This window comes from Thalassospira sp. GO-4, assembly GCF_023588965.1.
Lineage (GTDB): Bacteria > Pseudomonadota > Alphaproteobacteria > Rhodospirillales > Thalassospiraceae > Thalassospira > Thalassospira povalilytica.
The window spans coordinates 1,585,345-1,611,229 of the sequence record NZ_CP097807.1; the positions used below are offsets into that span (position 1 = coordinate 1,585,345).

The following is a 25,885-nucleotide window of genomic DNA, read 5'->3' on the forward strand; positions in this document are numbered from 1 at the left end:
AGAAACTGGGTCACTGTTATCGCCTGAGGCCGGAAATGATACGCATCACGCACAGCGTGCGCATCGTCTCTAACGTGTTTGCTGCATTGCTGACATCTGGATTACTGCTTGCGTCGGTCGATGATCGCGCCAATGCACAAGGCGTGTCTGCCAGCGATGAATGCAAAAGCATATCGGTCGGCGGGGCGGATGGCTGGGAACCCGTTACCTATATCGACAAGGACGGGCGACAGGTCGGGCTTGGGATCGACATCCTTCAGGAATATGCCCGCAAGCATGGCTTTCGTCTTGAATTGCATCTTGATATTCCCTGGACCCGGTCCTTGCAGATGCTTGAAAAAGGCGAACTTGATGTCATTGCCGGGGCCTATTTCACCGAAGAACGCAATGATCTTTTCCGATACAGCATCCCGTTTGCCTATGACGAGGTCATGGTCTTTCAGCACAAGGACCGGCAATTTGCCTTTTCCGGGATTGAGGATCTGGTAAATCGGCGTGGTGCCCGCCCGCAGGGGGGCAGTTATGGTGACTTTGTCGACACCTATGCGCGCGATCATCTCGACATGATCTATTCACCGACCGGCAACAAGATTTTTGATGTTCTTTTGACCGAACGGGTGACCTATGTGTTGCTGGGGCGCTATGACGGATTAACCAATATCTATCGCGACAAACTTGAAAACGAGGTTTTTGCCGTCGAACCGCCGCTGGTGCGCAATGACGTAAGACTGATGTTTTCGCGCACAACCCCGTGCCTTGACGATATTGCCGCCATCAATCTGCTGATTACCGAACTTGAAGAAAGCGGCACCCTTGCCAGCATGACATCGGCACATTTGCACAAACTTGCCAGTGACAAGGAAAGCGGGACCTGACGCAGTTTGGCAAACGCCCGCCGCAATCACGGCAGTACCCGCGAACCGCAACAACCAAACTTCCCGAAAGCGCCACAAACAAAAAAGCGGGGCAAGATACCCTGCCCCGCCCCGGAACACTGCATGGTCAGTGCCCGCTTTGATTGTGTGTGATCGTTTGTAACGGATCGATGCCTAGTCCGATTTCTGCATCACGGTTTCATCGGCCTTGGCCAGAACCGCATGCAGCAAAACCTGACCACCGGCATCCGACCAGTGTTTGTGGACTTCTTCGATTTCGTTATGCGAAATCCCGTCCACGCACGGGATAAAGATCATCGCAGTCGGGCAGACCTGTGCGAGATAGCAGGCATCATGCCCCGCCCCCGATACGATTTCACGGGCCGAGAACCCGCCAAGTTCCGCGCCCTTGCGCACCGCATCGACACAGGACGGATCAAACGGCACCGGGGCGTAATAGAAAATCTGCTCCAACTCGGTTTTCAGGCCGATGTCATCGGCGATCTTTTCAACACCGGCACGAAGGGCCTTGTCCATATCGGCCAGAACCGCATCATCGGGATGGCGGAAATCAACGGTAAAGAAGACCTCGCCCGGGATGACATTGCGGGAATTCGGATGGATCTGCATCATGCCCACCGTGGCACAGGCCAACGGCGATCGATCCAGACCGATCTTGTTGACCAGATCGATCACACGGGCCGCCCCAAGAAGCGCATCCTTGCGTGTTTTCATCGGGGTCGGACCGGCATGGGCTTCGACACCGGTGAATTTGATTTCGTACCAGCGCTGCCCCTGGGCATCGGTGACAATACCGATATCCTTGCCTTCATCTTCAAGGATCGGGCCCTGTTCGATATGGGCTTCGAAATAGGCCCCCATCGGATGGGCATCAATGGTCGGCTCGTCCGGGCCCATATAGCCGATCCGTTTCAGTTCCTCGCCCATGGTTTTGCCATCGACGTCAGCCCGTGAATGACCGTATTCAAGGTCAAACACCTTGGCAAAAACGCCCGAGGAAACCATCGCCGGGGCAAAACGTGAGCCTTCCTCATTTGTCCAGCACACGACTTCAAGCGGGGCTTCGGTTTCGTATTTGGCTTCATTAAGCGCCCGGATCACTTCAAGTCCCGAAAGCACGCCATAAACACCATCATATTTGCCGCCGGTCGGCTGGCTATCAAGATGGCTTCCCATCACCACTGGCGGAAGATCGGGATTGCGGCCTTCGCGACGGGCAAAGATATTGCCCATCTTGTCGATCCGGATCGAGCATCCCTCGGCCTTGCACCATTTGATGAACAGATCGCGGCTTTCGCGGTCAAGATCGGTCAGCGCCAGACGGCACACGCCATCCTTTGAGGTTTTGCCGATCTTGGCCATTTCCATCAGGCTGTCCCAAAGGCGGTCACCATCAATTGACAGATTTCGGACACTGGGTTGAAGAGTCATTATTCAGTCCTTTTGGTTGGTGGCTTATTCCGCAGCAAGGCGCATCGGGTTCAACGGATGTTCCGGCCAGGTCATGGGCGGCTTGTCGGTTTTGACCGGTTCCATGGTGATGCAATCGGGCACCGGACAAATGTGATAGCAAAGGTTGCAGCCAACACATTCCTCGTCGACCACTTCAAACAGGCGGCCGCCTTCGGGCTTGGCTGTCATGGTGATCGCCTGATGTGAGGTATCCTCACATGCGATGTGGCAACGACCGCACTCGATGCAGTTATCGGGGTTGATCACGGCTTTGGTGTCAAAGTTCATGTTCAACTCGTTCCAGTTCGCCACCTGCGGCACGGCAGCACGGGTAAACTGTTCGACACTGGTGTAACCCTTGTCATCCATCCACTGGCTCATGCCGTCGATCAGATCATCAACCACACGGAAGCCATAGATCATGGCAGCGGTACAAACCTGAACCGCGTTGGAGCCCAGCGCCATGAATTCAACCGCATCTTTCCAGGTGGTGATGCCGCCAATACCAGAAATGTGAAGGTTCTTCGTTTCCGGCGTGCGGGCAATTTCAGCCACCATGTTCAGTGCAATCGGCTTGACCGCCGATCCGCAATACCCGCCATGCGTTCCCTTGCCATCGACCATCGGTTCTGGGACCATCTGATCGATATCGACCGAAATGATCGAGTTAACGGTGTTAATCAGCGATACCGCATCCGCCCCGCCCTTATAGGCGGCCTCGGCCGACCACAGGATATTGGTGATGTTCGGTGTCAGCTTGGTAAAGACCGGGATATCGACCGCATCCTTGACCCAGCGCGTGACCTGTTCGACCATTTCCGGCACCTGCCCGATCGCCGATCCCATGCCGCGTTCGCACATGCCATGCGGACAACCAAGGTTAAGCTCGATGCCATGCACGCCGCTTTCGGCGATCTGCTGGGCAAGGTCCTTCCAGGCGCGTTCTTCGATCGGGGCCATCATCGATCCGATAATGACGTGATCGGGATATTCCGCACGGCATTCGCGGATTTCCTGAAGGTTCACGGACAACGGACGATCGGAAATCAGTTCGATATTGTTGATGCCAAGCAAACGACGGTTCTGGTCATGATGGGCACCATAGCGCGACGATACGTTGACTACGGGCGGATCAATGCCCAGCGTCTTCCAGACAACCCCGCCCCAGCCTGCCTCAAAGGCACGAACGACGTTGTATTTTTTATCGGTCGGCGGTGCAGATGCCAGCCAGAACGGGTTTAGCGAATCAATCCCGGCGATTTTGCAACTTAGATCAGCCATTTTCTCTCTCCCTTTGACTGGCGGTTATGCGCTGGCAGATTTCAGGAATGCATCAATGGCAATGGCGGCCTGTTTGCCGTCCTCGACCGACTGAACCGTCAGGTCTTCGCCGCTTTTGATGCAGTCCCCACCGGCGAACACGCCCGGGGCTGTTGTCTGATAGTTTTCATCGACCACGATTTTGCCGCCGGCGATCTCCATTCCGGCAAGGTCATCGGTTTTGATTTTTTGTCCGATGGCTTTCAAAATCTGATCGGCGCGCACTTCAAAGGTTTCGCCGGTGCCAACCAGCTTGCCACTGGCATCAAGTTCGGTTTTTTCGAACTCCATGCCAATCAGCTTGCCATTGGCCTTGATCGCAACCGGCTTTGCCCAATAGCGGACAACCACACCATTGGTTTTCGCCAGATCCTGTTCGAATTCGGTCGCCGACATATGTTCGGCACCACGGCGATACACCAGGGTTACTTCATCTGCCCCAAGGCGCTTGGCCTGAACCGCGGCGTCGATTGCGGTGTTACCACCGCCAATGACAATCACCTTGTCACCAACCGGCATGTCGGTTTTGGGTTCGGTCTGACGGAGCTTTTCGATAAAGCTGATGGCGTCATCAATGCCGGGGAATTCTTCGCCCTTAAGGCCGAGATTGTTGGTCGATCCAAGACCGACACCGACAAACACGGCGTCATAGGAATCTTTCAGCGCCTCGATGCTGATATCGCGGCCAAGTGCCTTGTTGTATTCGATGCGAATACCACCGATGCCAAGCAGGAGTTCAACTTCGCGCTGGGCAAAGTCATTGGTCATCTTATAGGCGGCCAAACCATATTCGTTCAGACCGCCCGGTTTTGCCTTGGCCTCAAACACCGTGACATTGTGGCCCAGCATCGCCGCGCGATGCGCACATGAAAGCCCCGCCGGTCCGGCCCCGATCACGGCAATCGATTTACCGGTTTCCGGCGCACGTTTGAACGGATGGGGCAGATCGCGCGCCATCAAATGATCAACGGCAAAACGTTGCAAACTTCCGATTTCAACAGCCGTGTCTTCGGCGACGTTACGTACGCAGGCCTCTTCGCACAGCACTTCGGTCGGACAGGCACGGGCACAGGTGCCGCCCATGATATTGGCTGACAAAATGGTCTTTGCCGCACCATCCGGGTTGCCGGTGCTGATTTTGCGGATGAAGGTCGGGATATCAATCGATGTCGGGCATGCGGTGACACAAGGGGCGTCATAGCAATAAAGACAGCGGTTGCTTTCTGCCATTGCCTGAAGGGTGGAATATGGCGGATGCAGATCGGAAAAACCGTCATCTGCGTCATTGTGGCCGATGCCGCCATGATGGGCACCGGATTTGGAAACTTGCTTGGCCTGCAAGGTGGTCATTGGTTTTGTCTCCCTGCCAAAAAGGCGTCCTCTCCTGATGTCGTCGAGAGACAAAACAAGAATGCAAAAACAGTCTGACCGTTATCGGCACGGTAATCCCGTATCGGGATTGAAGATGGAATTATGGCGTGCGCGGACGGGGCGGGCCCGACCAACTCTGGGTCTTTCTGTTCTGAACATTCTTGGCGTATCCGTTCAGCAAATGCTGAACTGTTTCCCAGTATCTAATCTGTCGTGCGGTTATGATTTCGGGGTTATCCCCGGTTGATTACACGTACAGATGCCTCTCTCTGACGGTTACAGCATGTCCAATCCTGATCATTTGGTCAAGATTAAAAATCCGAATTGTTATTCCTGCGTCAAATCGGCTGATTTCCCCACGGAAACCGCCATCTGCAACCGGCTGGCACTTGGATTTCTTACTGCTCTGAAACATCCGCCATCACATTGATTTGGCGATATTTTACGCTGGCTTTAATCCGATGAACTAAAGTAACGTTATGTCATAAGCCCATTTCGGATCGCGCGTGATGACATCAAACGAAACTGCCACGGACACCCTTCCCGATCGTCAACCATCGGTTCGGGCCGTTGCCATGCCATCGGACACCAATCCGAGCGGCGATATCTTTGGCGGCTGGCTGATGTCGCAGATGGATCTGGCGGCCGGGACCGCGGCGGCACGCCGCGCCAAGGGCAGAACCGCCACGGTCTTTGTCGATACCATGTCGTTCCTGCGCCCGGTCCATGTCGGGGATGAAGTTTCATTCTTTACCGAAATCATCCATGAAGGCCGTACGTCGCTTCGCATCAATGTCGAAGCCTGGCGCCAGACCCGGTTTGAAGAAACATCGGAAAAAGTCACCGAAGGCGTCTTTACCTTTGTCGCACTTGATGACGAGGGTCGGCCGCGCCCGATTGATCCGGAGGCCGAAACACCAATCGCCTGAGCCTGTCCGAACAATAAAAACGCCCGCAAATCATTGCTTGCGGGCGTTTTGCTTTGGAATATCGGGAACGCTATTCCATGACTTCCATATGTTCGTCATCGGATGGCTTGGCCCGTTTTGGCCCCTGCATCAGCAACAGCAACGGCACGACCCCGATCACGATCCACATCATCGCCTGAAAATCATTGAGATAGGCAATCGTGCTGGCCTGTGCGGTGACAACCTTATTGAGCATCACCGCCCCGGACTGTGTGTGCCAGTCCCAAAGATCGGGCAACCACGGGCTTTGCAGCGCCATGCGGAACGGTGTCAGCTTTTCGGCCAGACTTGCATGCACCACCTGGGTATTCTGGGTCAGCATGGTGGTCATCACCGAAATGCCGATGCTTGATCCGATATTGCGCATCAGGCTGAACATCGCCGTACCTTCGGTCCGGTAATGCGGGTTCAGGGTCGCAAAGGTAATCGTGCTGAGCGGCACGAAAATGAAACCAAGCCCGATCCCCTGAATGATGCCGGTCCGGATAATCACGAACTCGCTGACATCGGTGGTAAATCCGATCATCTCATATAGTGACAAGGCCGTCATAAACAGACCAAACAGGATCAGAAGCCGGGTATCAATCCGCCCGACCAGTCGCCCGACCATCATCATGGCAATCATGGTGCCCACCCCGCGCGGGGCCAGCAACATACCCGCGGTCACCACCGGATATCCCATCAGGTTTTGCAAAAATGGCGGCAACAATGCCAAAGTCGCCAGCAACACCACGCCAACCACAAAGATGAAAAACAGCCCGACGACAAAGTTCCGGTCGGCAAACAGTCCCGGTTCCAGAAACGGGTTTCTTGCGGTGAACATATGGACGATGAACATATAAAGACACACCGCCGCCAGTGCCGTTTCAATGATGATTTCCCACGATGAAAACCAGTTCTGGCTTTCACCGCGATCCAGCATCATCTGAAGCGCCCCGATCGACAGGCTCAGCAATGCAAAGCCGAACCAGTCAAAGGACAAACCGGGTCTTTTATCGGTTTCGGGCACAAAGGCCATAATGCCAAACAGCGCCATCAACCCGATGGGAAGGTTGATGTAAAACACCCAGCGCCAGTTATAAAATTCGGTCAGATAACCGCCCAGTGTCGGACCCAAAATCGGCCCCAACATCACCCCCATCCCCCACATCGCCATGGCCGAGCCATGCTTTTCCTTGGGGTAGGTATCAAGCAACACCGCCTGTGACAGCGGCACAAGCCCCGCCCCAAACGCGCCCTGCAACAAACGGAACGCCACCATTTCTTCAAGCGATACCGCCGCCCCGCACAGCATGGAGGCAATGGTAAAGCCGGTAACAGAGACCAGAAACAGCTTCTTGCGGCCAAAGCGCGCGGCCAGAAAACCGGTCGGCGGCGTCATGATCGCAGCCGCCACGATATAGGATGTCAGCACCCAGGAAATCTGATCCTGGGTCGCGGCCATGCTGCCCTGCATATGGGGCAAGGCAACGTTGGCAATGGTGGTGTCGAGTGCCTGCATGATGGTTGCAAGCATGATCGAAACGGTGGTCAGACCGCGTTCAAGCGGCGTTGTCTCGCTGGCCGCCGTGGCGGCAGCACTCATTGTGCGGCCCCGGGCATCGTATGACCGGTTCCAGTTCCGGTTACGGTTTCAGTTCCGGCTTCGGCCTGATTGATGCCAATCCATGACATCATGGTGGCGGCAAATGCCGGGACTTCGCGCTGGTGATGGGTGTCTATTTCGACTTCGGTGCTCATGCCGGCGCGCAGCGGCGGCAAATCATCAGCACGATTGATTGCGATGCGCACCGGAACGCGCTGCACCACCTTGACCCAGTTGCCGGTCGCATTCTGGGCCGGGATCACGGAAAATTCCGCCCCGGTCGCCGGTGCCACGGAATGCACAACCCCGTGCCAGACATGATCGGGATAGGCATCCACCTTGATATCGGCTTCCTGTCCGGGCTCAAGATGGGTCAGTTCGACTTCCTTGAAATTGGCGTCAATCCATTGAACGTCACTTGAAACCAGACTTGCCATCGCCGAACCGGCTTTGACATAGGCGCCTTCTTCGGGCTTGTTGCTCAGCACACCATTAAACGGTGCAATGATTTCGGTGTGTTTCAGATCAAGCTCGGCCCGGGCCAGATCAAATTTTGCCTGCTGATATTGCGGCAGATTTTCAATCGGGGTATCGGCATCCCCACCCAGCTTTGACAGGGTGGTTTTCATCGCCCGCTGATTAAGGACAATGCGCTGCTTGGCGGCCAGAAGGGTGTTCTGAGCTTCGTCAAGGGCTGCTTGTGATGCCACATTGCTTTTGCGCAGCGCCTGCTGCCTATCAAATTTCTTCTGGGCGTAATCCAGATTGATCTTGGCCAGTTCAAGACTGCCTGCCAGTTCGTCATAGCTGTGACGCAGGGCGTCGACTTCCTGCTTGATCGCATTCAGATTGGCATGGGCGCGTTCAACCGCGATCTGATAGGGGCGCGGATCAATGCGAAACAGCACGTCGCCCTTGTGAACCTGCTGGTTTTCGTCGACCAGAATTTCACTGACCGGTCCGTCAATTTCCGGGGCGATGGCCACCATGTCGGCATGGACATAGGCATTCTCGGTGCTGACAAACCGCCCGCCGGTATAATACCAGTAGGCCCCGCCCACCACCACGGCAAGCGGCCCGGCCAGCAACAGCACCGGACGCAACCAGCGTTTTCTTGGTTTTGACACAGGATTTTCGTTCGCTGCCGACGGGGCAGCATTCTGATTTTGATCTGACATGATTTTCGGGGCCTTGATTTATGCGGTCTTTGAGCTGTCTGGCTTTGAGCTGGCTGGCTTTGAGCTGGCTGGCTTTGAGCTGGCTGGCTTTGGGTCGGTTGGCGCGTCGGTGTCGGTATACTTGCTGCCCTGTTCGACAGCGGTCAGGTTGTCATGCATCCGGCCCAGAACAGAAATCAGCATCTGCTGCATATCCGGGGTGATCCCGGTCATGGCATCTTCGCGCGCCGCAGCCGCAACCACATAAATGCGATCAAGCAGCGGTTTGGCCGCATCGGTCACGTAAAGCTGAAAGGCGCGCCGGTCATCGGGATCGGGCCGGCGTTCGACCAGCCCTTCCTCGACAAGCTTGTCAATCAGGCGTGCGGCTGTAATCGGCTGGATTTCAAGCATTTCCGCCAAGGCAACCTGACGCATGCCTTCGCCACGCGCGACATAGACAAGTGCCTGCATCTGGGCCTGGGTCAGGCCGAACTCGTCCGCGTGACGCATGAAATTGCGCCGCATCAGACGGGTCACGTCCTTCATCAAAAAGCCGATATTCTGTTTGGGGTCGGTGAATTTTGGCATCTGCCAACTCTGTCAAAGTCGCATGGTTGATATATAATAAGCAATATATACTATATCACCTTGGTGACTTCAAGTCAGTTGCCATCATCCCCGCCCTGCGGCAATGACATGGCTGCTGATCATCACGGGTCTCTATGCAAGCAGGGGCAAATATGCGATTTTAATCGGCACAGGCAGCAGGCTGTGATAGAAGCCGCGCCAGAGAGATTTCCCGCAGACGACCAAATAGAAAAGACCCGCAAGTGATGAGTGATCAATCGCGCCGTTCCGAATTGCTGATGCCAGCAGGTTCGCTCGAAAAACTGAAAGTGGCTGTGCTGTACGGTGCAGACGCCGTTTACATGGGCACGCCGGACCTGTCATTGCGGGTCAAAAGCCAGATGTCGCTTGAAGACGTGGTCGAAGGCATTGAATTTGCCCACAGCCACGGTGTTCGCGTTTATCTGACGCTGAACCTGTTTTCGCATAACAAGGATATCGACAAGCTGCCGGAATATGTCGATACGGTGCGCAAATGCATGCCCGATGGCCTGATCGTGGCCGATCCGGGTGTTTTCATGTTTGTGCGCGAACATGCGCCGGAACTTGATTTGCATGTATCGACCCAGGCCAATGTCTGTTCATGGCAGTCGGTCAAATTCTGGCAAAGCATCGGCGCCAAGCTTGTGGTCTTGGGCCGCGAGGTTTCCTATGCCGAACTGACCGAGATCCGCGAAAAATGCCCCGATATCAAGATCGAGGCATTCGTGCATGGGTCGATGTGCATGACCTATTCCGGTCGTTGCCTTTTGTCGAACTTCATGGCCGAACGCGGTGCGAACCAGGGGGCGTGCGCAAACTCGTGCCGCTGGAAATACAAGGTCCACATGAAGCTTAAGGACGGTACGGTCAAGGAACTCAAACTGACCGAAGAAAACCTTGAGATGTTCGATTTCTTCCTTGAAGAAGACATGCGTCCGGGCGAGCTGATGGAAATTCAGGAAGACGAGCGCGGGTCCTATATCCTCAATTCGCGCGATCTTTGCATCATGCCGAAGCTTGAGGACTATTTGAAAATCGGTGTCGACAGCCTCAAAGTCGAAGGCCGTGGCAAAAGCCCCTATTACGCGGGCCTTGTTGCCCGTGCGTACCGCATGGCAATTGATGACTGGTATGAAGACCCGGAAAACTGGTCAGCCGAAGAATATATGAAGGAACTGGCGACCATTCCGAACCGGGGTTACACCCTGGCCTTCCATGATGGCCGTCTGACCAATTATGCGCACGGCTATGACAGCAACACCAACGTGTCGGACTGGGAATTTGCCGGAATGATCGAGAAAGTCGAAGACGACGCCTTTATCATGTCGGTCAAAAACCGCATGCTGCCCGGTGACGTGATTGAAATCGTCCCGCCGCGGTCGCGCCAGACCATTTTCATCCGCATGTATGAATTCATCGACGCCAAAACCGGCAAGGTCGGCGAAGCGGTCCATGCCAATACCCATCCGCGCATCCGTCTTCCGTTCAGCCTGTTTGAACAGGAAGACCCGGAATTCCTGCGTCGTGAAGTGCTTCCGATGACCATCGTGCGCAAGGAAAAGGCCCTGTCTGAGGATGAATGGCAACGCCTGAAACTTGATCAGGAAGGCCACAAGATCGAAATGGGCAAAGGCAACGAAGACCGCTATGACGCCAAACGCGAAGCGCTTCAGACCGCCCTTGATGACCGCCAGAAGGAACGTTCGTTCCGCACCCCGCGCGTTGGGACCAAGGGGTGCTGTGGCCGAGGCTGTAACGGTTGCCTGATCTTCTGGCACGACCCGACCTATGCCAAGGCGCGTGAAATCCTTGCCAAACGCAAACAGGGCGAGATGCTGGAAAAAGACGGCAAGACGATTGCCGCTGAATAAGCAGCCCACTTGTCCAAACATGAAAAAACGGCAGTCCCATGGGGCTGCCGTTTTTGTTTGATTATTTGATTGCCTTTTCGGCCTGCTGTTCAAGCTTGTCGATGCGTTTAAGCCCGAACCAGCCAAGCCCGAGGAACACAATCAGCAAGACCGGGCTTAACAGCGTCAGATTGCGTTCAAGCAGTTCCGACATCCCTTCGCCCAGAACATACCCCAGCGCAAAATAGATCCCGATCCAGATCAGGATCGATGCGATGCTAAGCGGCAGGAACCGCATGAATGACATCGAACTCATGCCGACCGGAAATACGCTGATCGATCGGATGGTGTTGGGATACCGACACAAAAGGATATAGGCGACGCCATAATGTTCGAACAGGCGCAATGTCTTGCCCATCCATTTCGAAAGGGCGTCGGGCATTTTGCGGACAATCGCATCGCCATATTTGCGCCCCAGCCAGAACCGCAAAAGATCACCGGCCACAGACCCGGAAATCATCGCGATCATGGATGGCCCCAAAAGCAGGCTTTCAGACACCACAAACACACCGACGAAAACCGGCAGGATGCTGGCCTTGCTCACGCAATAGGTAAAGATCAGGCTATAGACCAGCTGCTGGTGATCCTGAATCCACAGATTGATTGTCTCGAACACGGCTTTCCCGCCTGAATGATGAAGATTGCAAGCCTTCTAGGTCAATCGACCTCAAGAGGCGAGTGTGCCGGTTCACAGTATATCTTCAGGCCAGTTCAAACCGGATCGGTTGCGCCCCTTCCCAGAGCGTCATCTTGCCGAGCTTTTCAAGGTCTTCAAGATTGCTGGTCACGGTGATGAAATGGTTGCCGGCAAGCTGGCCGACCTTGGAGGCGAAATGGACCCCGCCATAGGCCAGCAGGATTTCGGTTTCGCTGATCCCGCCGGGATAGAGGATGATCTGGCCCGGTGCAGGGAAGCTGGTGTGGTTTTCATAGCCAACACCAAACTGATAATCGCCCAGCGGCATCCACACACCCTCGCCACTCCAGCGCACATGGACGGCTTTGCTTTCAAACGGCATGCGTTCAAGAAACGCCTTGCAGGTTTCAGGGGCCTTGGCGGTTTCAAGCACACCGTCAAAGGTAAACGGGCCGGCGGTGATTTTAATCTTGGTCATGTTTGGTCCTACGCAATCAATAATATCCAGCCCAGCGCCATCCCCAGACTGATCAGGGTGACGGGCACGCCGATGCGGGCGTAATCGGCAAAGGAAATTACCGTGCCGGCCTTGGCGGCCTGTTCAACGGCAATGATATTGGCAACCGAGCCGACAATCAGAAAATTACCCGACAATGTGCTGAAAACCGCCAAGGCATGCAACATGCTTTGCGACCAGTCCGGCCCAAGGGAAAGCAACATCATCACAAGCGGCACATTGCCGATGGTATTGGATCCCGCCAGCGACACGCCAAGCAGGACGGCGGGTTGATCAATGCGAAGACCAATCAGCAGATCGCGAAAGAATGCGGCAATCACATCATCGCCCGACATCGCGCCGGTGACAATGAACAGGCCGCAAAACAGCGCCAGCAAATGCCAGTCAACACGTCCCAACACCTGATCGGTGCCCAGCTTGCGACTGAGCAACAGCATCGCAACAATCAGCAAACACCAAAGTGCGCGTTCTTCGACAAAGACAAAGATCAGGATCACCGCAATCGTTGCCACCACCGCCTTGGTCAGCATGGCACGATCCAGGGTAATTGATTGGTCCGCATCGATACGGGGCCCGGGATTGGCAAAGCGCAACAGGTCGCGCGTGGCCGGCCCGTAAACCAGCACCAGATAAACCACCACAAGCCCGATCAGCGCCGGCACCCCGCAGGCCAGCAGAAAGGCCATGAAATCAAGCTGGCCGAATTCGGCAATCATCAGGTTTTGCGGATTGCCGATCAGGGTCGCGGCCGATCCGGCATTGGCCGCACAGGCAACCGCAATCACAAACGGTTTGGGATCAAGACCGCGTGCCACCACCCCGGCAATCAGAATCGGTGTGACCGCCCAGACCACCACATCATTGGTCATCACGGCTGACAGGCCGCCACACACCATGATCACCCCGGCAAGCAACCCGCGCGGTGTCAGATCAAGATGAATGATGCGATCCCCGATCCAGTCAAAAAAGCCGCTGGCGGCATATTGCGATGACAACACCATCAGGGTCAGCAAAACCGACAGGGTGGCGAAATCCACCGCGGCAAGGGCCTGATCACCATCAATCGCCCCGGCCAGCAACAGGATCAGCGCCCCGATCACGGCAATGCCGGTACGATTGATCGCAAGTCCCGGCCAGCGCCCCAGCGCCATGCCGAAATAGACTCCCCCGAATACAGCAACAATCAACCAGTCCACACCAGGCCGTCCTGTTCAAATTGATGCGCGACGCGTGCGCAATTCAAAGCGATATGTATCGTCAAACCGGTCCGGGGACACGATCAATCGGGTGACAGGATATGCACAAATTGCAATGCCCCATACCAAAATGCGTTAACTCATGCCCCGGCCCGGTAAAAACACGGCCTTTTGAGCCATTTTTTGCGTTGCGGCATATGTTCTTCGACGATCCTGCGATTGTTTCAGGACAAAAGGGATGAAAATTTCACTTGCGCCGGGAAAGCAACAGGCGTAAATCCCGCCTTGCCCAAAGTCGCACGTGCCTGTGGTGGTCCTGCTTACTGGAACCCGTAGGACTTACTTAAAGCAACGACGGTGTAGGGCTTTTTTGGTCTCAGGTGGCGTCCAAATCCACCGACACTAAAGAGGCACACCATCATTGCCCACGTGCGGAACGGGAAATCCCATTCCATAGCGAGGCAGACTTAACTTCGCAGTTCCGGTTGGCCCCGGAGCTTATCAGCACGCAGGTAGTCCGCGTCACGCGCCTCCACCGCGCCCATACGCATCAGGTACCCGCACGCTGCCATATTCGTGGAATGGGAGAACGCCCCAATGGCAACTCAGCGTATTATTGATTTTCTCGCACAGAACCGACCGGAAGGCCCGTGCCTTGTTGTGGATCTTGATGTTGTTCAGCGCAACTACGAGACCTTTACCCGTGCGCTTCCTGACTCCCGCATTTTCTATGCGGTCAAAGCAAACCCGGCCCCGGAAGTTCTGAGCCTGCTTGCCGATCTTGGCAGCAACTTCGACACCGCATCCGTGCCCGAAATCGAAATGGCGATGGCCGCTGGTGCCACCCCGGACCGTATTTCGTTTGGCAACACCATCAAAAAAGAACGCGACATTGCGCGCGCTTATGAAATGGGTGTTCGCCTGTTCGCCGTTGATTGCGTCGAAGAAGTCGAAAAAATTGCCCGTGTTGCACCGGCATCGCGTGTGTTCTGCCGCATCCTGACCGATGGCGTTGGCGCAGAATGGCCGCTGTCGCGCAAATTCGGTTGCGCGCCTTCGATGGCGCTCGAAGTTCTTGAACATGCCCATCACATGGGTCTGGATGCCTATGGCGTGTCGTTCCATGTCGGTTCGCAGCAGTGCAACCTTGATGCCTGGAACACTGCCCTTGCAGAAGCCTCGATGATCTTCCGTACCCTGGCTGACAAAGGCATCGTCCTTCGCATGGTCAATATGGGTGGAGGTTTCCCGACCCGTTACCTGCGTGACGTACCGGCGACCGAAGCATATGGCTCGGCGATCATTGACGCGCTTCACACCCACTTTGGCAATCACATGCCCGAAACCATTATCGAACCAGGCCGTGGCATGGTTGGTGATGCCGGCGTGATCAAAGCCGAGGTTGTGCTGATTTCGCGCAAACACGAAGATGATCCGGTGCGCTGGGTTTACCTTGATATCGGTAAATTCGGTGGCCTTGCCGAAACCATGGACGAAGCAATCCGTTATCCGATCACGACCATTCATGACGGTGGCGATGTTGCTCCTTGCGTTCTGGCTGGTCCGACCTGTGACTCTGCCGACGTGCTTTACGAGAAAAAACCTTATGACCTTCCGGTCGCACTGACCATCGGTGACGAGGTTCTGATCGAAGCAACCGGCGCCTATACCACCACTTATGCATCTGTGGCGTTTAACGGCTTCTCGCCGCTGACCGCCTATATCATCTGACCCTATTCGGGAAAGACAGATCAGTGATCACGATTGATCGCGAAGGCCGCTTTGACCACGTCGAACGTGAAAAGCTGCTTGATCGCGTCATGGGTCCGGCGCGGTTTCAGAAATCGTCTGAAATCCTGCGCCGTGATCGGCTTCCGGCGGACGGTCTTGCGTTTGTCGCCCACGACGGCAAACAACTGATCGGCACTGTCCGGTTGTGGAATGTCAATGCGGGCAACGGCGGTAGCGCGCTGTTGCTGGGTCCGCTTGCGGTCGAAAAGATCTATAGCGGATCGGGCGTTGGTGCCGGTCTGGTTTACGCAGCCCTTAACGCTGCGCAATCGGCCGGTCACCGTTCGGTTCTTCTGGTCGGAGACCCGGACTATTACGCGCGCTTTGGCTTCCAGGCAGCCCCCGCCAACGGGCTTTTGATGCCCGGCCATTTTGATCGACACCGGTTCCAGGCGATCAATCTTGGCAATGAAGACGTCCTGAGCGGCACGCACGGCATGCTTTATGCCACAGGCCAGCGTACCCACTAAGGCAAGCCAGAATAAAACTTCAAAATCCCGCGGCAAATGCTGCGGGATTTTTTTTGTGCCTGTTCACTTGCAAACTACTGAAAAACAAAACAGTCTTGTCTTAAATCTACTGACAATTCATAGTGGACGTTCTGGTTGCACAGAGAAGATTTTTGCAATTGCATTGCAAGTTGAGACCCCACACACGACCTGTAATGCGTTGATCCTAAGCCGAACTGATGCTTTCGCTTTTGAAACACGAATGACCCGGGATTACTTTATGCTTGAAGGTTTGAAACAGGCACTCCTCCGTCGCAGCAGCATGCCCGTCACCCTTGCAGCCGCGGCAATCACCCTTCTGGTTCTCGGATTCAACTATTATGTGCATTTCCCGCTCAGTGAAAATGCCGAGCAGCGCGAACTGCGATCATTGACAAATCTCCTTGATGGCTATGCCAGTCAGGTCGAAGAACAAATGATCGGGGTGGAAACCACCCTGACCGCGCTTGGCAGCATCATTTATGACGAACGGTACTCGGCACGTGAAAAGCATCTTCTGCTCAAGCAGGCCGCCGACGCACTCGATATTGTCCGCGTGTTCGGTGTGACCGACATAAATGGCCGCATCATCCATTCATCGCGCAGTTTCCCGGCACCGGATGTCGATTTATCCGGGCGTGATTACGTCAAATATTTCCTTGATGGCGGTGATGCACCGCGGTTCCTGTCAGGACCGGTCAAGAACCTTGTAGATGGCCGCTGGCAGATTTCATTCGCCCGGGCTATCCGCAACCCATACGGCCAATTGGTCGGTGTGATTTCGACTGTGATCGATCCGGGTACGATGATTGACCGCATCGCCAAATCAACGATCCCGGTCGATTATGTCACCCTGCTGGACCGCAATTTCAATCTGGTTGCACGCAAACCGGCAAAAGATGACATGATCTCTAAATCGATGGCCGATGCAGAGATTTATGATGACCTGGCCAAGTCCGACACACCAATCGTTGCCAATGTCTATTCCAATATCTTTACCGGTGAGGCCCGGTTTGGTGTTGCCGAACGGGTCTTTAACGACGCATTGGTGATTTCCACGTCGCGTCCCTATGACTATGCGATGCAATACTGGAATGTATTTTCAACCGGTATCACTATTGCCTCGGTGATTTTGCTGGTGTTCATGATCGGCATTCTTTGGACGATCAACCTGCGCGCGCTGGCCACGCAGCGCTATAATGAAGAACTGAAAACCGTTAACAGCGAACTTGAAATCGCGCGCAATGACGCCGAAAAACTGGCACGGATCAAGGATGACTTCCTGGCCAATATGAGCCACGAAATCCGAACCCCGATGAATGCGATTTTCGGACTGACGCAGCTTTTGAAACGCACCCCGCTTGAACAGCAACAAAGTGAATATGTTCGCCAGATCGGGCTTTCGGGCAAATTCCTGTTGGGGGTGATTGACGAAATCCTGACATTCTCGAAGATCGAGGCCAATGAACTTGTTCTGGACCAGGAACCCTTTGTCCTGCCCGATGTGATCGACAATGTCGGGTCGATCATGTCGATGTCGGTCAATGACAAGGCCATCGAAGCGGTGATTGATGTCGCCCCCGATGTGCCGCGCTCGATCATCGGGGATTCCCAGCGCCTGCAACAAATTCTGGTCAATCTGATCAGCAATGCGATCAAATTCACCGATGCCGGAACCGTGCGCCTTGATGTTCACAAGGAACATGCGCCCGAACCGATCCTGTGTTTCCAGGTCACGGATACCGGCATCGGCATTCCTGAAAATCAACAACAGACCATTTTCAATCCGTTCACCCAGGCCGATGCGTCAACAACGCGAAAGTTTGGCGGAACCGGGCTTGGACTTGCGATTTCCAACCGGCTGGCAACTGCAATGGGGGGGCAAATTACCCTGCGCAGCAGCCCGGGTCGCGGATCGACATTTACCTTGAAAATACCGCTGCGTGCGGGTCCAAGTGACATTGCCCCACCGCTTTATTTCGAGAAGGTGGAAAACCTGCGTGTTCTGATTGTCGATGATCAGGAACCAACCCGCGAAGCGCTTCAGACCATTGCCCATTCGCTTTATGTCAAGGCCGACACCGCACCGGACGGTCAGACGGCGATTGACATGCTGCTTAATGCCAAGGTGCCCTATGACATCCTGATGATTGACTGGCAAATGCCGGGTGGACTTGACGGCTTGGAAACCATTGAACGCATTCCGGCCGACAAGCTTGAAAAAATGCCGGCGATCATCATGGTCACGGCCTATGAACGCGATCTTTTGTCGCAGACAAAAAATGGCAAGAACTTTGAATTGCTGACCAAGCCGGTAACCGGTTCATCATTCATGGATGCGATTACATCCGTCAGTGATGCCAGTGCGGCAATCCGTCCTGGCTGTGCCCCGGCCTATAAGATCACCGACAATGCCCTTGCCGGATTGAAGGTCCTGGTGGCCGAGGACAACATTGTGAACCAGCAGGTCGCAAAGGATTTGCTGACCTCGTTGGGCGCCAAGGTCCATATCGCCGATAATGGCATCAAGGCCGTTGCGGCGGTCGAAAAACATTCATTTGATATCGTCCTGATGGATGTGCAGATGCCCGAAATGACCGGGCTTGAGGCAACGGAACGCCTGCGCTCATCCTATCCCGATCTTGATTTGCCGATCATCGCACTGACGGCTGGCGTTCTGGAAAATGAACAGCATAAATGCCGCGAAGCGGGCATGAATGACTTTGTCGGCAAGCCTTTTGATTTCGAACTGATTGTGTCCAAAATCCTGAAACATGTGCGGGTCGGCTCAAAATCAAACAAAAGCAACCCAGCCCCGAAACCGGCTGACGAAACGGTGCAGTCAGCCGACAGCAGTCCCGCCGATGCCCCTGTCATTCCGGCTCAACAGGCGACGGGATCGGCATGGGATGACTTCCCCCTGCATGAGGAAAAGCTTGCAATCGAACTGACAGCAGGAAGTGTCGATCTGTATCATCGCCTTTGCAAACTCTATGACCCGCAAGCACGCGACTGCCAGACGCAAATTCATCAGGCGATCAAGGATAACGAAACCAAAACCCTGAGCGAGCAGCTTCATATCATGAAGGGGTCATCGTCGCAGGTCGCCGCAACCCGGATTTCAAAAATGTCGGCCGAAATGGAACGACTGACCCATAACGGAGAGATCGAAAAGGTTGCGGCAATGCTGGACGAATTTGACCGCGTTCTGGACGAGACGCTGGCGATCCTTGCTACCAAGGGCGACGAAACATCCAACTAGGATAATCGCCGCCCCAGGGAATACAGGGAATGAAGTGGAATGAATTGACCGAAGGGGACGATCAGACGGCCTGATATTCAGGCCTCTTTGCCCCCTTCATTGTCCCCTTCATCGCCCGCTTCTTCTTCCAACTGTTCAAGGAACTGTTCGGTTGCCGCGATCCGGGTATTGAGCAAATCAATCAGGCCGCGACCAACATCCTGCAAGGCATTGTCGATATTGGCTGGCCCGACAGTTTCGCCCCTCTGGATTTTTTGCAACATCTCGGCATGCTGTTTGAATTTAAGGGAATCTTCCACCGCCCCGACCACAGACAGCAATCCACCCAGCGCAGTCGTTTCACGCACAATGTCTTCCCAGACCTTGCGTCCGCGATCGATTTCAAGCTTGTGGGTCAACCGTTTTGCATCACGGACGAATGTCTTGAGCGAATTGACGTAGGTTGACGATTGTCCGTCAAAGCGCTGTTCGATCACATCAGCATTGAAACCAAGATCCCGACCAACCTTCCATGCCTCTACCGAATGTCTGGCGTTTTTATCTGTGTTCCTGAATTGCCGGGCCCTGCCAACATATTTGGACATGGCCATGACAATTTCGCGCATTACGAACGGCTTGATCACCACTTCGTTGGCACCCGATTGAAGGCTTCGGTGATGAAGTTCGGATGTGCTGTTGGCTGTCATCATCAGGACCGGAATATCCTGATACCCCAGTTCGCGGATACGTTTGACCGCATCAAACCCGTTCAGGTCAGGCATTTGCACATCCATCAGAACGATATCGATCTCGTCGCGGTAATTCTGCACTTTGCTGATCGCTTCATAACCGCCCGACGCGGTATAGACCTGTGCCCCGTTGCGGATCATGAATTCCTTGGCGACTTCGCGGTGCATCTGGTTGTCATCAACGATCAGCACCGTATTGCCCGACAGCGGTTCGGCGCTGGATCCTCGGTTATCTCTATCGGTGACCGGTTCATGGACATGGGCTGTTGCATCGGCAACCGCGTCAAGCAACATGCTGAGTGTCACCGGTTTGGTCAGGAAGCCATTCAACACCCGCCCGCGGTCCTGGATATTTTTGGACAGGAATGTCCGGTTATGGGCGGATATCATAACAATGATCGGCACCTTGCCACCATTCTGAAGCTTTCTGATTTCCTCGCTGGTTTGCCAGCCATCCATACCAGGCATGCGCCAATCAATCAGAATGACGTCATATGACTCCCGCATGCCTTGTTTGAACCGGATCATATGCATTGCTGCTTCGCCTGACGCCGCAACATCAACCGTCCAGCCAAGTGCAGATGTCAGCTGCTCAAACACGGTTCGGGATGTTTCATTATCATCAACAATAAGTGCCTGAAGGTTTTTAAGATGTGCCGGGACAACGAAGCCGGATCTGAAACTGTCAATCCCTTCGACACTTGCCTGGAAATGAAGACCCGTCATTTCCAGATTTTGATGATCAAGGAACAATTCACCACCAATCGCCGGGGCGATACGCCGGGCAATTTCGAGATCCAGGTGAATTCCGCCGGACGCCCCACCACCAATCTTGTCTTTGGTCAATACTTCGACACTGAGTTCGGGGAGTTTGTCCTCACTGTCGGTCATTCGAACACGGATCAACACCGTTTTGCCGACTTCACCGCCAATGACATGCAAAACAAGATGACAAACCAGCTTTGCAACCAGCTTTTTGTGGTATTTGATCGCCTTTTCGACACTGAGATCGGTATCAAACAGGATTTCGTTATCTTCGATATCCTTGCGCTGTCCCAGCGCGAAAGAAATATCGTTTAGCAGCTCATCGATACCAAATGTCTCGTAACTGCCTTCCTTGACCTGAAAATCCAGTTCAAAAAATGAAATCACGGAATCTGCGCGGTCTGCTGCTTCGCGGTATATTTTCTGCAACCCCGAAAAATAGCGTTGGGCATCGGGACCGACGGCGCTCATTTCTGCAAGATCAAGAATGCCTGATGCGTTTTGAAAGCGCGACCGCATGTCGTGACTAAGTTCACGCAACAACATCCGGTCATCATCATTCAGCTTCAAACTGCCCTGAACACCGATCGAAACAGGTTCGCGGATGCTGCCCAGGTCTTCTTCCGGCCGGATGATGACCAGCGCATCACTCCCCTCGCCTGTGCTGCTGCGAAGCGGAACCAGAATTACTGTTCCCGATATCGTGTGCCTGCCAATTTTCAGGGACTGGCGTTCCGAAACCAGCCAGTTTGGCCATTCATCGTCGTCCTGATCGCTCTCCCCGCCTTCTTTTCCGTTTGAAGGAAGATCAAATTTCAACCCTGATATCGTTTCGCTTGAAAGCCCGATGATCTCACGCAGATGACCGTTACAGCCGATGATTTGATGATTGCTGTCAATCGCCAATGCCGGGACCGGAAGCATGTAAATACATTCGACCAGCTCACGCTGCAAAACCGAACGTGTGTCTTTGTGTTCCCGTTCCGCACTTTGGGTCGTATTCCGGAAAATACAGTAAAATGCCAGTATCGTCAGAAGAACGACACAACCGCCCAGAACTTCATTCACAACGGGAAGTCCAACCACATATGAGCCCAGACCAGTCAGCGCGACAATCACAACACACACGCTGATCATAGCTTTGTCCGGTTTCATATCTTCCGACATCAACTAACTCCCCCAGGTACACAACCCTGGAAACATTATTTCGCGATAAATTGTTCCTTTGGGTGTATATAGATACAGCACCAACCTATTGTAAGTCACTCATAAGAATAGTTTTACTTTGCGATGAAGGCTATTGATGGCCAAACAAAAAAAAGACGCCCGAGCATGTCGTAGCGTCTTTTTGAAATGTCGGGAGCGACCAAGTTGGATCACAATTTCCTATGAACAGGAATCTTTTGACAACCAGCCCAGAAAGACCGCGCCATCTTCAAGCCGTTGATGGCTGAAACATTTTCCGTCGGGATAGGCACTGCTGGCCGGTGTAAAGCGGACTTCGTCCTCACCCGGTAGGATATTGGTGGTGGTTTCCACCAGTTCGGTATGAACCGTGCCCATGCCATCGGCCGGAACCAGACAGTCATAACGCCCGCCATTGCCATTCACCGTCCGCACCCCGACCATGCCGTGGTTCATCGGCCAGGCCTTGAGAACCGACACCAGATCGCCCGGATTTTCCGCAAGGCAGGCCGTAATCGCCGGTTGCAGATCGGCGAAATATTCGGTCCAGATACCTTTGCCCGCCGATTTCAGCTCATCAAGCTTGACCACCGGGAAGTTGCCCGGCGGCAATGCCAGGCCGACCGGTGCGGCAGACACGGCACAATGGGTTTCGCCAGACGGGGTTTGCCAGATCGCATCTTCGCCCTTGCCGCGCAGTTCATACAGATCATTGGCATAGCCATATCCCGACCCGGTCGGAATACGGGCCAACGATAGCGGTTCGCGACCGGGGAATTCGACGGTGGCGCGATCAATACGCTGTTCGAAGGTCACCGAAAAACGGCTTTGATCGTCACAGACAAAGACCTTTGACCCGCCAAGTTTTGCGGTATCGCTGTTCATCTGGGCCAGCATCGCGTCGATGCGGCTTAATGCCACCTTGCTTTGGGCAAGGGCACCACTGACTTCATGTTCGTCCGGATTGCTTTGCACGCCATTGACGGTCTTGGTCCCCGATGAAAAGCGGCCTTGCGCGAAATCAAGCTGCAAGCTGTATTCCAGCGGCGTGTCGCTTTGTGCCCCGTCATAATTGACGCGCGTGGCATTTTCCGAAAACCGCAACAGCTGACCATTGCGGTAATAAAGCTTCACATCCGAGGTGCCGTAATCACCAAGGTCGCGATGCTCGTCCACCATCATCGGTTCGCCTTCGGGCGAGACATATGCCTTATAGGTCACGGTATGATCGGATGCGACATACTGACCGGGAATAACCCGCAAGGATGGCAGGCGGGCTTCGATTGCGGCAATGTCGCGCGCGGTATCGGCACCGTCAAATTTGCGCGCCCCGTCAGACTGGGTATGTGACACCGGACGCACCGTAATTTCCACATCACTTGGCGCATCACCGGTCAGCACCCGATAGACCTGATCATTGCGAAACAGCGTATCACCGTCGGAATTGACGATTTCGGCTTCAAGCGCATAGGTCATGCGCGGATCGATTTTCGATCCGTCATAGGGCAGGACAAAAACCATCGGCGGGTTTGACACCGGCTGACGCAGGGATGCGATTTCCACTGACGGCGCATCGGCACGCGATACATCCCGCAGCCTGACAACCAGAAACGCATTATCAGGCGACAGCGCAATCCGTTCGCGATAGGTCACCGAACCGGTGACCCTGGTCGTGCTGGTTTGAAATGCCGCACAGGCCGATAACAACGTGACCATGCCAATGGCAAGTAACGTCCTTACCCACATTTTCGCGGACGATATTGAGTTCATTGAGACCCCGGTTTGCTCGTTTTTTTGGATTGTGCATTTATATGCGCACAATGTTGCCGCCAAAAACACCTAAAACCAAGGCCAAAAAGGGGCAAGGCACGTTATTTGCTGCTGTTTTGCGTTCAGGCTGCCCTGTCAGCAGGCGGATCAAGACGAATGCCGTCACCATCAAAAAGATGCCAGTTGTCCTGATCGGCAATCGTCAGGGCCAACTGATCGCCGATCGAAACCCGGACAATGCCCGCCAGACGCACATTGACGTCCATCTGTGACGGATCGCCAATCCCGCAATGAAGCTGAACAAACGTATCCGATCCAAGATGTTCGACTGCCAAGACCGTGCCCTTCAATGCGGCATTGCCTTCATCGCACAGAACCAGATGTTCGGGCCGCGCCCCCACCGTCAGCGACCGGTTGGCGGCAACATGATCGCCCATCGCCACCGCAAGCCCCGATGGCATCACAACACGCCCGTTCTCGTCACTGCGTGCATCCCAGAAATTCATCTTGGGTGATCCGATAAATCCGGCAACAAACCGGTTGGCCGGTTGCAGATAAAGATCAAGCGGCGTTCCCACCTGTTCGACAATCCCGTCACGCAACACCACAATCCGGTCCGCCATGGTCATGGCTTCGACCTGATCATGGGTAACGTAAATCATGGTCGCCCCAAGTTCGCGGTGCAGACGGGCAAGCTCCATCCGCATATCGACGCGAAGTGCCGCATCAAGATTTGAAAGCGGTTCATCAAGCAAAATGATTTTGGGATCCCGCGCAAGGGCCCGGCCAATCGCAACACGCTGGCGCTGCCCGCCAGAAAGCTGTTTGGGGGTGCGATCAAACAAATGAAGCAATTGCAAAACATCGCCGATTTCGCGGGTCTTGGCATCCATATCGGATTTCGCCCCCCCCGCCATCTTAAGCGGGAAGCCGATATTTTCCGCGACTGTCATATGCGGATAAAGCGCATAGGACTGAAACACCATGGCAATATCGCGATCAGACGCCGGAAGATGATCAACACGCTTGTCCCCCAGATGGATTTCACCAGCGGTGATTTCTTCAAGCCCGGAAATCATGCGCAGCAATGTGGATTTGCCACAGCCCGACGGGCCGACAAAAACCACAAGCTCCCCGTCCCTGATCGACAGATCCACGCCCTTGATGATGTCGGCTGTGCCAAACGACTTTGTGACATTGAACAAAGATACAGACGACATTTCAGCTATTCTCCACCTGGTCGAATGTCATGATTTCTTCGCCGGTCGGCACTGGTGCGGACAGGACCGCTGCGACATCAGGGCAAAGATCGGAAATTTCGGGATATTTGCGCGGGTTGCTGGCAATGGCCTTGCCGGCGACTTCGATCCCGGCGCGTAATGCATCGGGCAAAGCGGCCTGCATCTGCAACGCCATCAAAAAGCCCGCGTTAAAGCAATCCCCCGCCCCCACGGTGTCGACAACGTCAACCGGTCCGGGTACGGGCACATGCAGGATCTTGCCATCGGCAAAAGCCGTCGCCCCCGCCGCCCCGCGTTTGACCACAATGATCGCATCGGATGGCAGTTTATCGGCAATACGGGCCAGATATGTTTCGATATCGCGGGCAAATTCGGTTTGTGAAATGCCCAGAATGCCCGATGCCTCGGCATCATTGATCAGAAGGATATCCACATAGCCCAACCAGCTTTCAAGATGGGTCTGGACATCATCGCTCCATCCGCCGGTCGGCCATGCGGTATCAAGGGCAACAATCGCGCCGCTGTCATGCAGTTCCTTCATCAGGCTAGCGCAATCAGGCAGCAGGCCGGGCATCAAAAACGTTCCGACAAACAGTGCAATCGCACCATCAACCCGGGTTCCCGACAGCATTTCGCGCACCATTGTCGCGTCAAAGATCGAACTGTGCCCTTCGTTTGACAGGAACGTGCGTTCCTTATCGGGATGGGTCAGGCCAAACGTCACCGAGGTCACGGTATCGCTGCGATGCCAGTGATCGGCAAGCGGCCCGAACTGCGTGCACAGCCAGTCGCCCATGGCGTCCTTGCCGACATTGACGACGATATGCTGATGGGCATCAAGCGCCATCAAAGCCGCACCAAAATTACCGCAGCCGCCGCCGATCCGCATTTCATAATCGGGATAGACGGTCTCGGTCCCTGGTTGCGGCCAATGGGCGATGGGGCCCATCAACTGATCCACATTGATCGTGCCAATCGATATGATCGGACGTGCCGGATCAGGACGAACGCCCGGATGTGATTTTGTCATGGCA

The 25,885-nt window shown here is 54.5% G+C and carries 19 protein-coding genes; 6 read left to right on the forward strand and 13 right to left on the reverse strand.

Translation table 11 applies throughout. The annotated features are described in order from the left end of the window. The first annotated feature begins 35 nt into the window (after positions 1-35). Positions 36-875: an ABC transporter substrate-binding protein gene (locus M9H61_RS07495; RefSeq protein ID WP_250284232.1), complete on the forward strand. Its 840-nt coding sequence runs from the start codon at positions 36-38 to the stop codon at positions 873-875. A gap of 174 nt (positions 876-1,049) precedes the next feature. On the opposite strand, the gene M9H61_RS07500 is transcribed toward M9H61_RS07495, so the two are convergent. From M9H61_RS07500 to M9H61_RS07510, 3 genes are read right to left on the reverse strand one after another with little or no spacing between them, the layout of a single operon-like run. Next, the gene (locus M9H61_RS07500; protein ID WP_250284234.1) at positions 1,050-2,327 is read right to left on the reverse strand and encodes a Zn-dependent hydrolase; all 1,278 of its coding nucleotides are present in this window, start codon (positions 2,325-2,327) and stop codon (positions 1,050-1,052) included. 24 nt (positions 2,328-2,351) lie between these two features. Further along, on the reverse strand, positions 2,352-3,629 hold the full coding sequence (gene preA, locus M9H61_RS07505) for an NAD-dependent dihydropyrimidine dehydrogenase subunit PreA (RefSeq protein ID WP_250284235.1): 1,278 nt from the start codon (positions 3,627-3,629) through the stop codon (positions 2,352-2,354). Positions 3,630-3,653: 24 nt separating this feature from the next. Then, entirely contained in the window at positions 3,654-5,018 is a 1,365-nt protein-coding gene (locus tag M9H61_RS07510) for an NAD(P)-dependent oxidoreductase (RefSeq protein ID WP_250284237.1), read from the reverse strand. Between the two features lie 530 nt (positions 5,019-5,548). Between M9H61_RS07510 and M9H61_RS07515 the strand changes: the two genes are divergently transcribed. Next, positions 5,549-5,968 (forward strand): acyl-CoA thioesterase, encoded by a 420-nt coding sequence (locus tag M9H61_RS07515; RefSeq protein WP_250284239.1) that lies wholly within the window; start codon positions 5,549-5,551, stop codon positions 5,966-5,968. 70 nt (positions 5,969-6,038) lie between these two features. On the opposite strand, the gene M9H61_RS07520 is transcribed toward M9H61_RS07515, so the two are convergent. The 3 genes from M9H61_RS07520 to M9H61_RS07530 form a co-directional block, all read right to left on the reverse strand. Then, positions 6,039-7,592: a DHA2 family efflux MFS transporter permease subunit gene (locus M9H61_RS07520; RefSeq protein WP_250284240.1), complete on the reverse strand. Its 1,554-nt coding sequence runs from the start codon at positions 7,590-7,592 to the stop codon at positions 6,039-6,041. After that, on the reverse strand, positions 7,589-8,719 hold the full coding sequence (locus tag M9H61_RS07525; RefSeq protein ID WP_305879853.1) for an HlyD family secretion protein: 1,131 nt from the start codon (positions 8,717-8,719) through the stop codon (positions 7,589-7,591). Before M9H61_RS07525 ends, M9H61_RS07520 begins: the two co-directional genes overlap by 4 nt. Positions 8,720-8,788: 69 nt before the next feature. Continuing rightward, a complete protein-coding gene (locus M9H61_RS07530) occupies positions 8,789-9,340 on the reverse strand; it encodes a MarR family winged helix-turn-helix transcriptional regulator (protein WP_250284245.1) in 552 nt (183 codons plus the stop codon). A gap of 245 nt (positions 9,341-9,585) precedes the next feature. On the opposite strand from M9H61_RS07530, the gene M9H61_RS07535 reads away from it, so the two are divergent. Continuing rightward, complete coding sequence (locus tag M9H61_RS07535; protein WP_250284247.1) at positions 9,586-11,232, forward strand: U32 family peptidase C-terminal domain-containing protein; 1,647 nt, start codon at positions 9,586-9,588, stop codon at positions 11,230-11,232. Positions 11,233-11,293: 61 nt separating this feature from the next. On the opposite strand, the gene M9H61_RS07540 is transcribed toward M9H61_RS07535, so the two are convergent. The 3 genes from M9H61_RS07540 to M9H61_RS07550 form a co-directional block, all read right to left on the reverse strand. Continuing rightward, positions 11,294-11,887 carry a DedA family protein gene (locus M9H61_RS07540; protein WP_068517960.1) on the reverse strand — a complete coding sequence of 198 codons (594 nt, stop codon included), beginning with the start codon at positions 11,885-11,887 and terminating at the stop codon, positions 11,294-11,296. Positions 11,888-11,972: 85 nt separating this feature from the next. Further along, positions 11,973-12,386 carry a DUF3830 family protein gene (locus M9H61_RS07545; protein ID WP_250284250.1) on the reverse strand — a complete coding sequence of 138 codons (414 nt, stop codon included), beginning with the start codon at positions 12,384-12,386 and terminating at the stop codon, positions 11,973-11,975. 8 nt (positions 12,387-12,394) lie between these two features. Then, positions 12,395-13,621 carry an SLC13 family permease gene (locus tag M9H61_RS07550; protein WP_250284253.1) on the reverse strand — a complete coding sequence of 409 codons (1,227 nt, stop codon included), beginning with the start codon at positions 13,619-13,621 and terminating at the stop codon, positions 12,395-12,397. 597 nt (positions 13,622-14,218) lie between these two features. On the opposite strand from M9H61_RS07550, the gene M9H61_RS07555 reads away from it, so the two are divergent. The 3 genes from M9H61_RS07555 (at position 14,219) to M9H61_RS07565 (ending at position 19,162) form a co-directional block, all read left to right on the forward strand. Then, positions 14,219-15,352 (forward strand): type III PLP-dependent enzyme, encoded by a 1,134-nt coding sequence (locus tag M9H61_RS07555; protein ID WP_101247393.1) that lies wholly within the window; start codon positions 14,219-14,221, stop codon positions 15,350-15,352. Between the two features lie 23 nt (positions 15,353-15,375). Then, complete coding sequence (locus tag M9H61_RS07560; RefSeq protein ID WP_082817733.1) at positions 15,376-15,882, forward strand: GNAT family N-acetyltransferase; 507 nt, start codon at positions 15,376-15,378, stop codon at positions 15,880-15,882. A 259-nt stretch (positions 15,883-16,141) separates the two neighbouring features. Beyond that, positions 16,142-19,162, forward strand: a complete 3,021-nt coding sequence (locus M9H61_RS07565) for a response regulator (protein ID WP_250284256.1) — start codon at positions 16,142-16,144, stop codon at positions 19,160-19,162. A gap of 77 nt (positions 19,163-19,239) precedes the next feature. On the opposite strand, the gene M9H61_RS07570 is transcribed toward M9H61_RS07565, so the two are convergent. The 4 genes from M9H61_RS07570 to M9H61_RS07585 all read right to left on the reverse strand — a co-directional run bounded on the left by M9H61_RS07570 (position 19,240) and on the right by M9H61_RS07585 (position 25,881). After that, positions 19,240-21,822, reverse strand: a complete 2,583-nt coding sequence (locus tag M9H61_RS07570) for a response regulator (RefSeq protein ID WP_250284258.1) — start codon at positions 21,820-21,822, stop codon at positions 19,240-19,242. Between the two features lie 219 nt (positions 21,823-22,041). Beyond that, positions 22,042-23,610 carry a YbaY family lipoprotein gene (locus M9H61_RS07575; RefSeq protein WP_250284260.1) on the reverse strand — a complete coding sequence of 523 codons (1,569 nt, stop codon included), beginning with the start codon at positions 23,608-23,610 and terminating at the stop codon, positions 22,042-22,044. 122 nt (positions 23,611-23,732) lie between these two features. Further along, positions 23,733-24,830: an ABC transporter ATP-binding protein gene (locus M9H61_RS07580; protein WP_250284263.1), complete on the reverse strand. Its 1,098-nt coding sequence runs from the start codon at positions 24,828-24,830 to the stop codon at positions 23,733-23,735. A gap of 1 nt (position 24,831) precedes the next feature. Continuing rightward, positions 24,832-25,881: a carbohydrate kinase family protein gene (locus tag M9H61_RS07585; RefSeq protein WP_250284265.1), complete on the reverse strand. Its 1,050-nt coding sequence runs from the start codon at positions 25,879-25,881 to the stop codon at positions 24,832-24,834. Between the last annotated feature and the right edge of the window lie 4 nt (positions 25,882-25,885).

Coding starts and splice junctions, on each gene's coding strand:
- M9H61_RS07500 (WP_250284234.1), bottom strand. CDS start 2,327: ATGACTCTTCAACCCAGTGTCCGAAATCTGTCAATTGATGGTGACCGC.
- M9H61_RS07530 (WP_250284245.1), bottom strand. CDS start 9,340: ATGCCAAAATTCACCGACCCCAAACAGAATATCGGCTTTTTGATGAAG.
- M9H61_RS07535 (WP_250284247.1), top strand. CDS start 9,586: ATGAGTGATCAATCGCGCCGTTCCGAATTGCTGATGCCAGCAGGTTCG.
- M9H61_RS07495 (WP_250284232.1), top strand. CDS start 36: ATGATACGCATCACGCACAGCGTGCGCATCGTCTCTAACGTGTTTGCT.
- M9H61_RS07510 (WP_250284237.1), bottom strand. CDS start 5,018: ATGACCACCTTGCAGGCCAAGCAAGTTTCCAAATCCGGTGCCCATCAT.
- M9H61_RS07570 (WP_250284258.1), bottom strand. CDS start 21,822: ATGTCGGAAGATATGAAACCGGACAAAGCTATGATCAGCGTGTGTGTT.
- preA (WP_250284235.1), bottom strand. CDS start 3,629: ATGGCTGATCTAAGTTGCAAAATCGCCGGGATTGATTCGCTAAACCCG.
- M9H61_RS07520 (WP_250284240.1), bottom strand. CDS start 7,592: ATGAGTGCTGCCGCCACGGCGGCCAGCGAGACAACGCCGCTTGAACGC.
- M9H61_RS07555 (WP_101247393.1), top strand. CDS start 14,219: ATGGCAACTCAGCGTATTATTGATTTTCTCGCACAGAACCGACCGGAA.
- M9H61_RS07585 (WP_250284265.1), bottom strand. CDS start 25,881: ATGACAAAATCACATCCGGGCGTTCGTCCTGATCCGGCACGTCCGATC.
- M9H61_RS07580 (WP_250284263.1), bottom strand. CDS start 24,830: ATGTCGTCTGTATCTTTGTTCAATGTCACAAAGTCGTTTGGCACAGCC.
- M9H61_RS07565 (WP_250284256.1), top strand. CDS start 16,142: ATGCTTGAAGGTTTGAAACAGGCACTCCTCCGTCGCAGCAGCATGCCC.
- M9H61_RS07545 (WP_250284250.1), bottom strand. CDS start 12,386: ATGACCAAGATTAAAATCACCGCCGGCCCGTTTACCTTTGACGGTGTG.
- M9H61_RS07515 (WP_250284239.1), top strand. CDS start 5,549: ATGACATCAAACGAAACTGCCACGGACACCCTTCCCGATCGTCAACCA.
- M9H61_RS07575 (WP_250284260.1), bottom strand. CDS start 23,610: ATGAACTCAATATCGTCCGCGAAAATGTGGGTAAGGACGTTACTTGCC.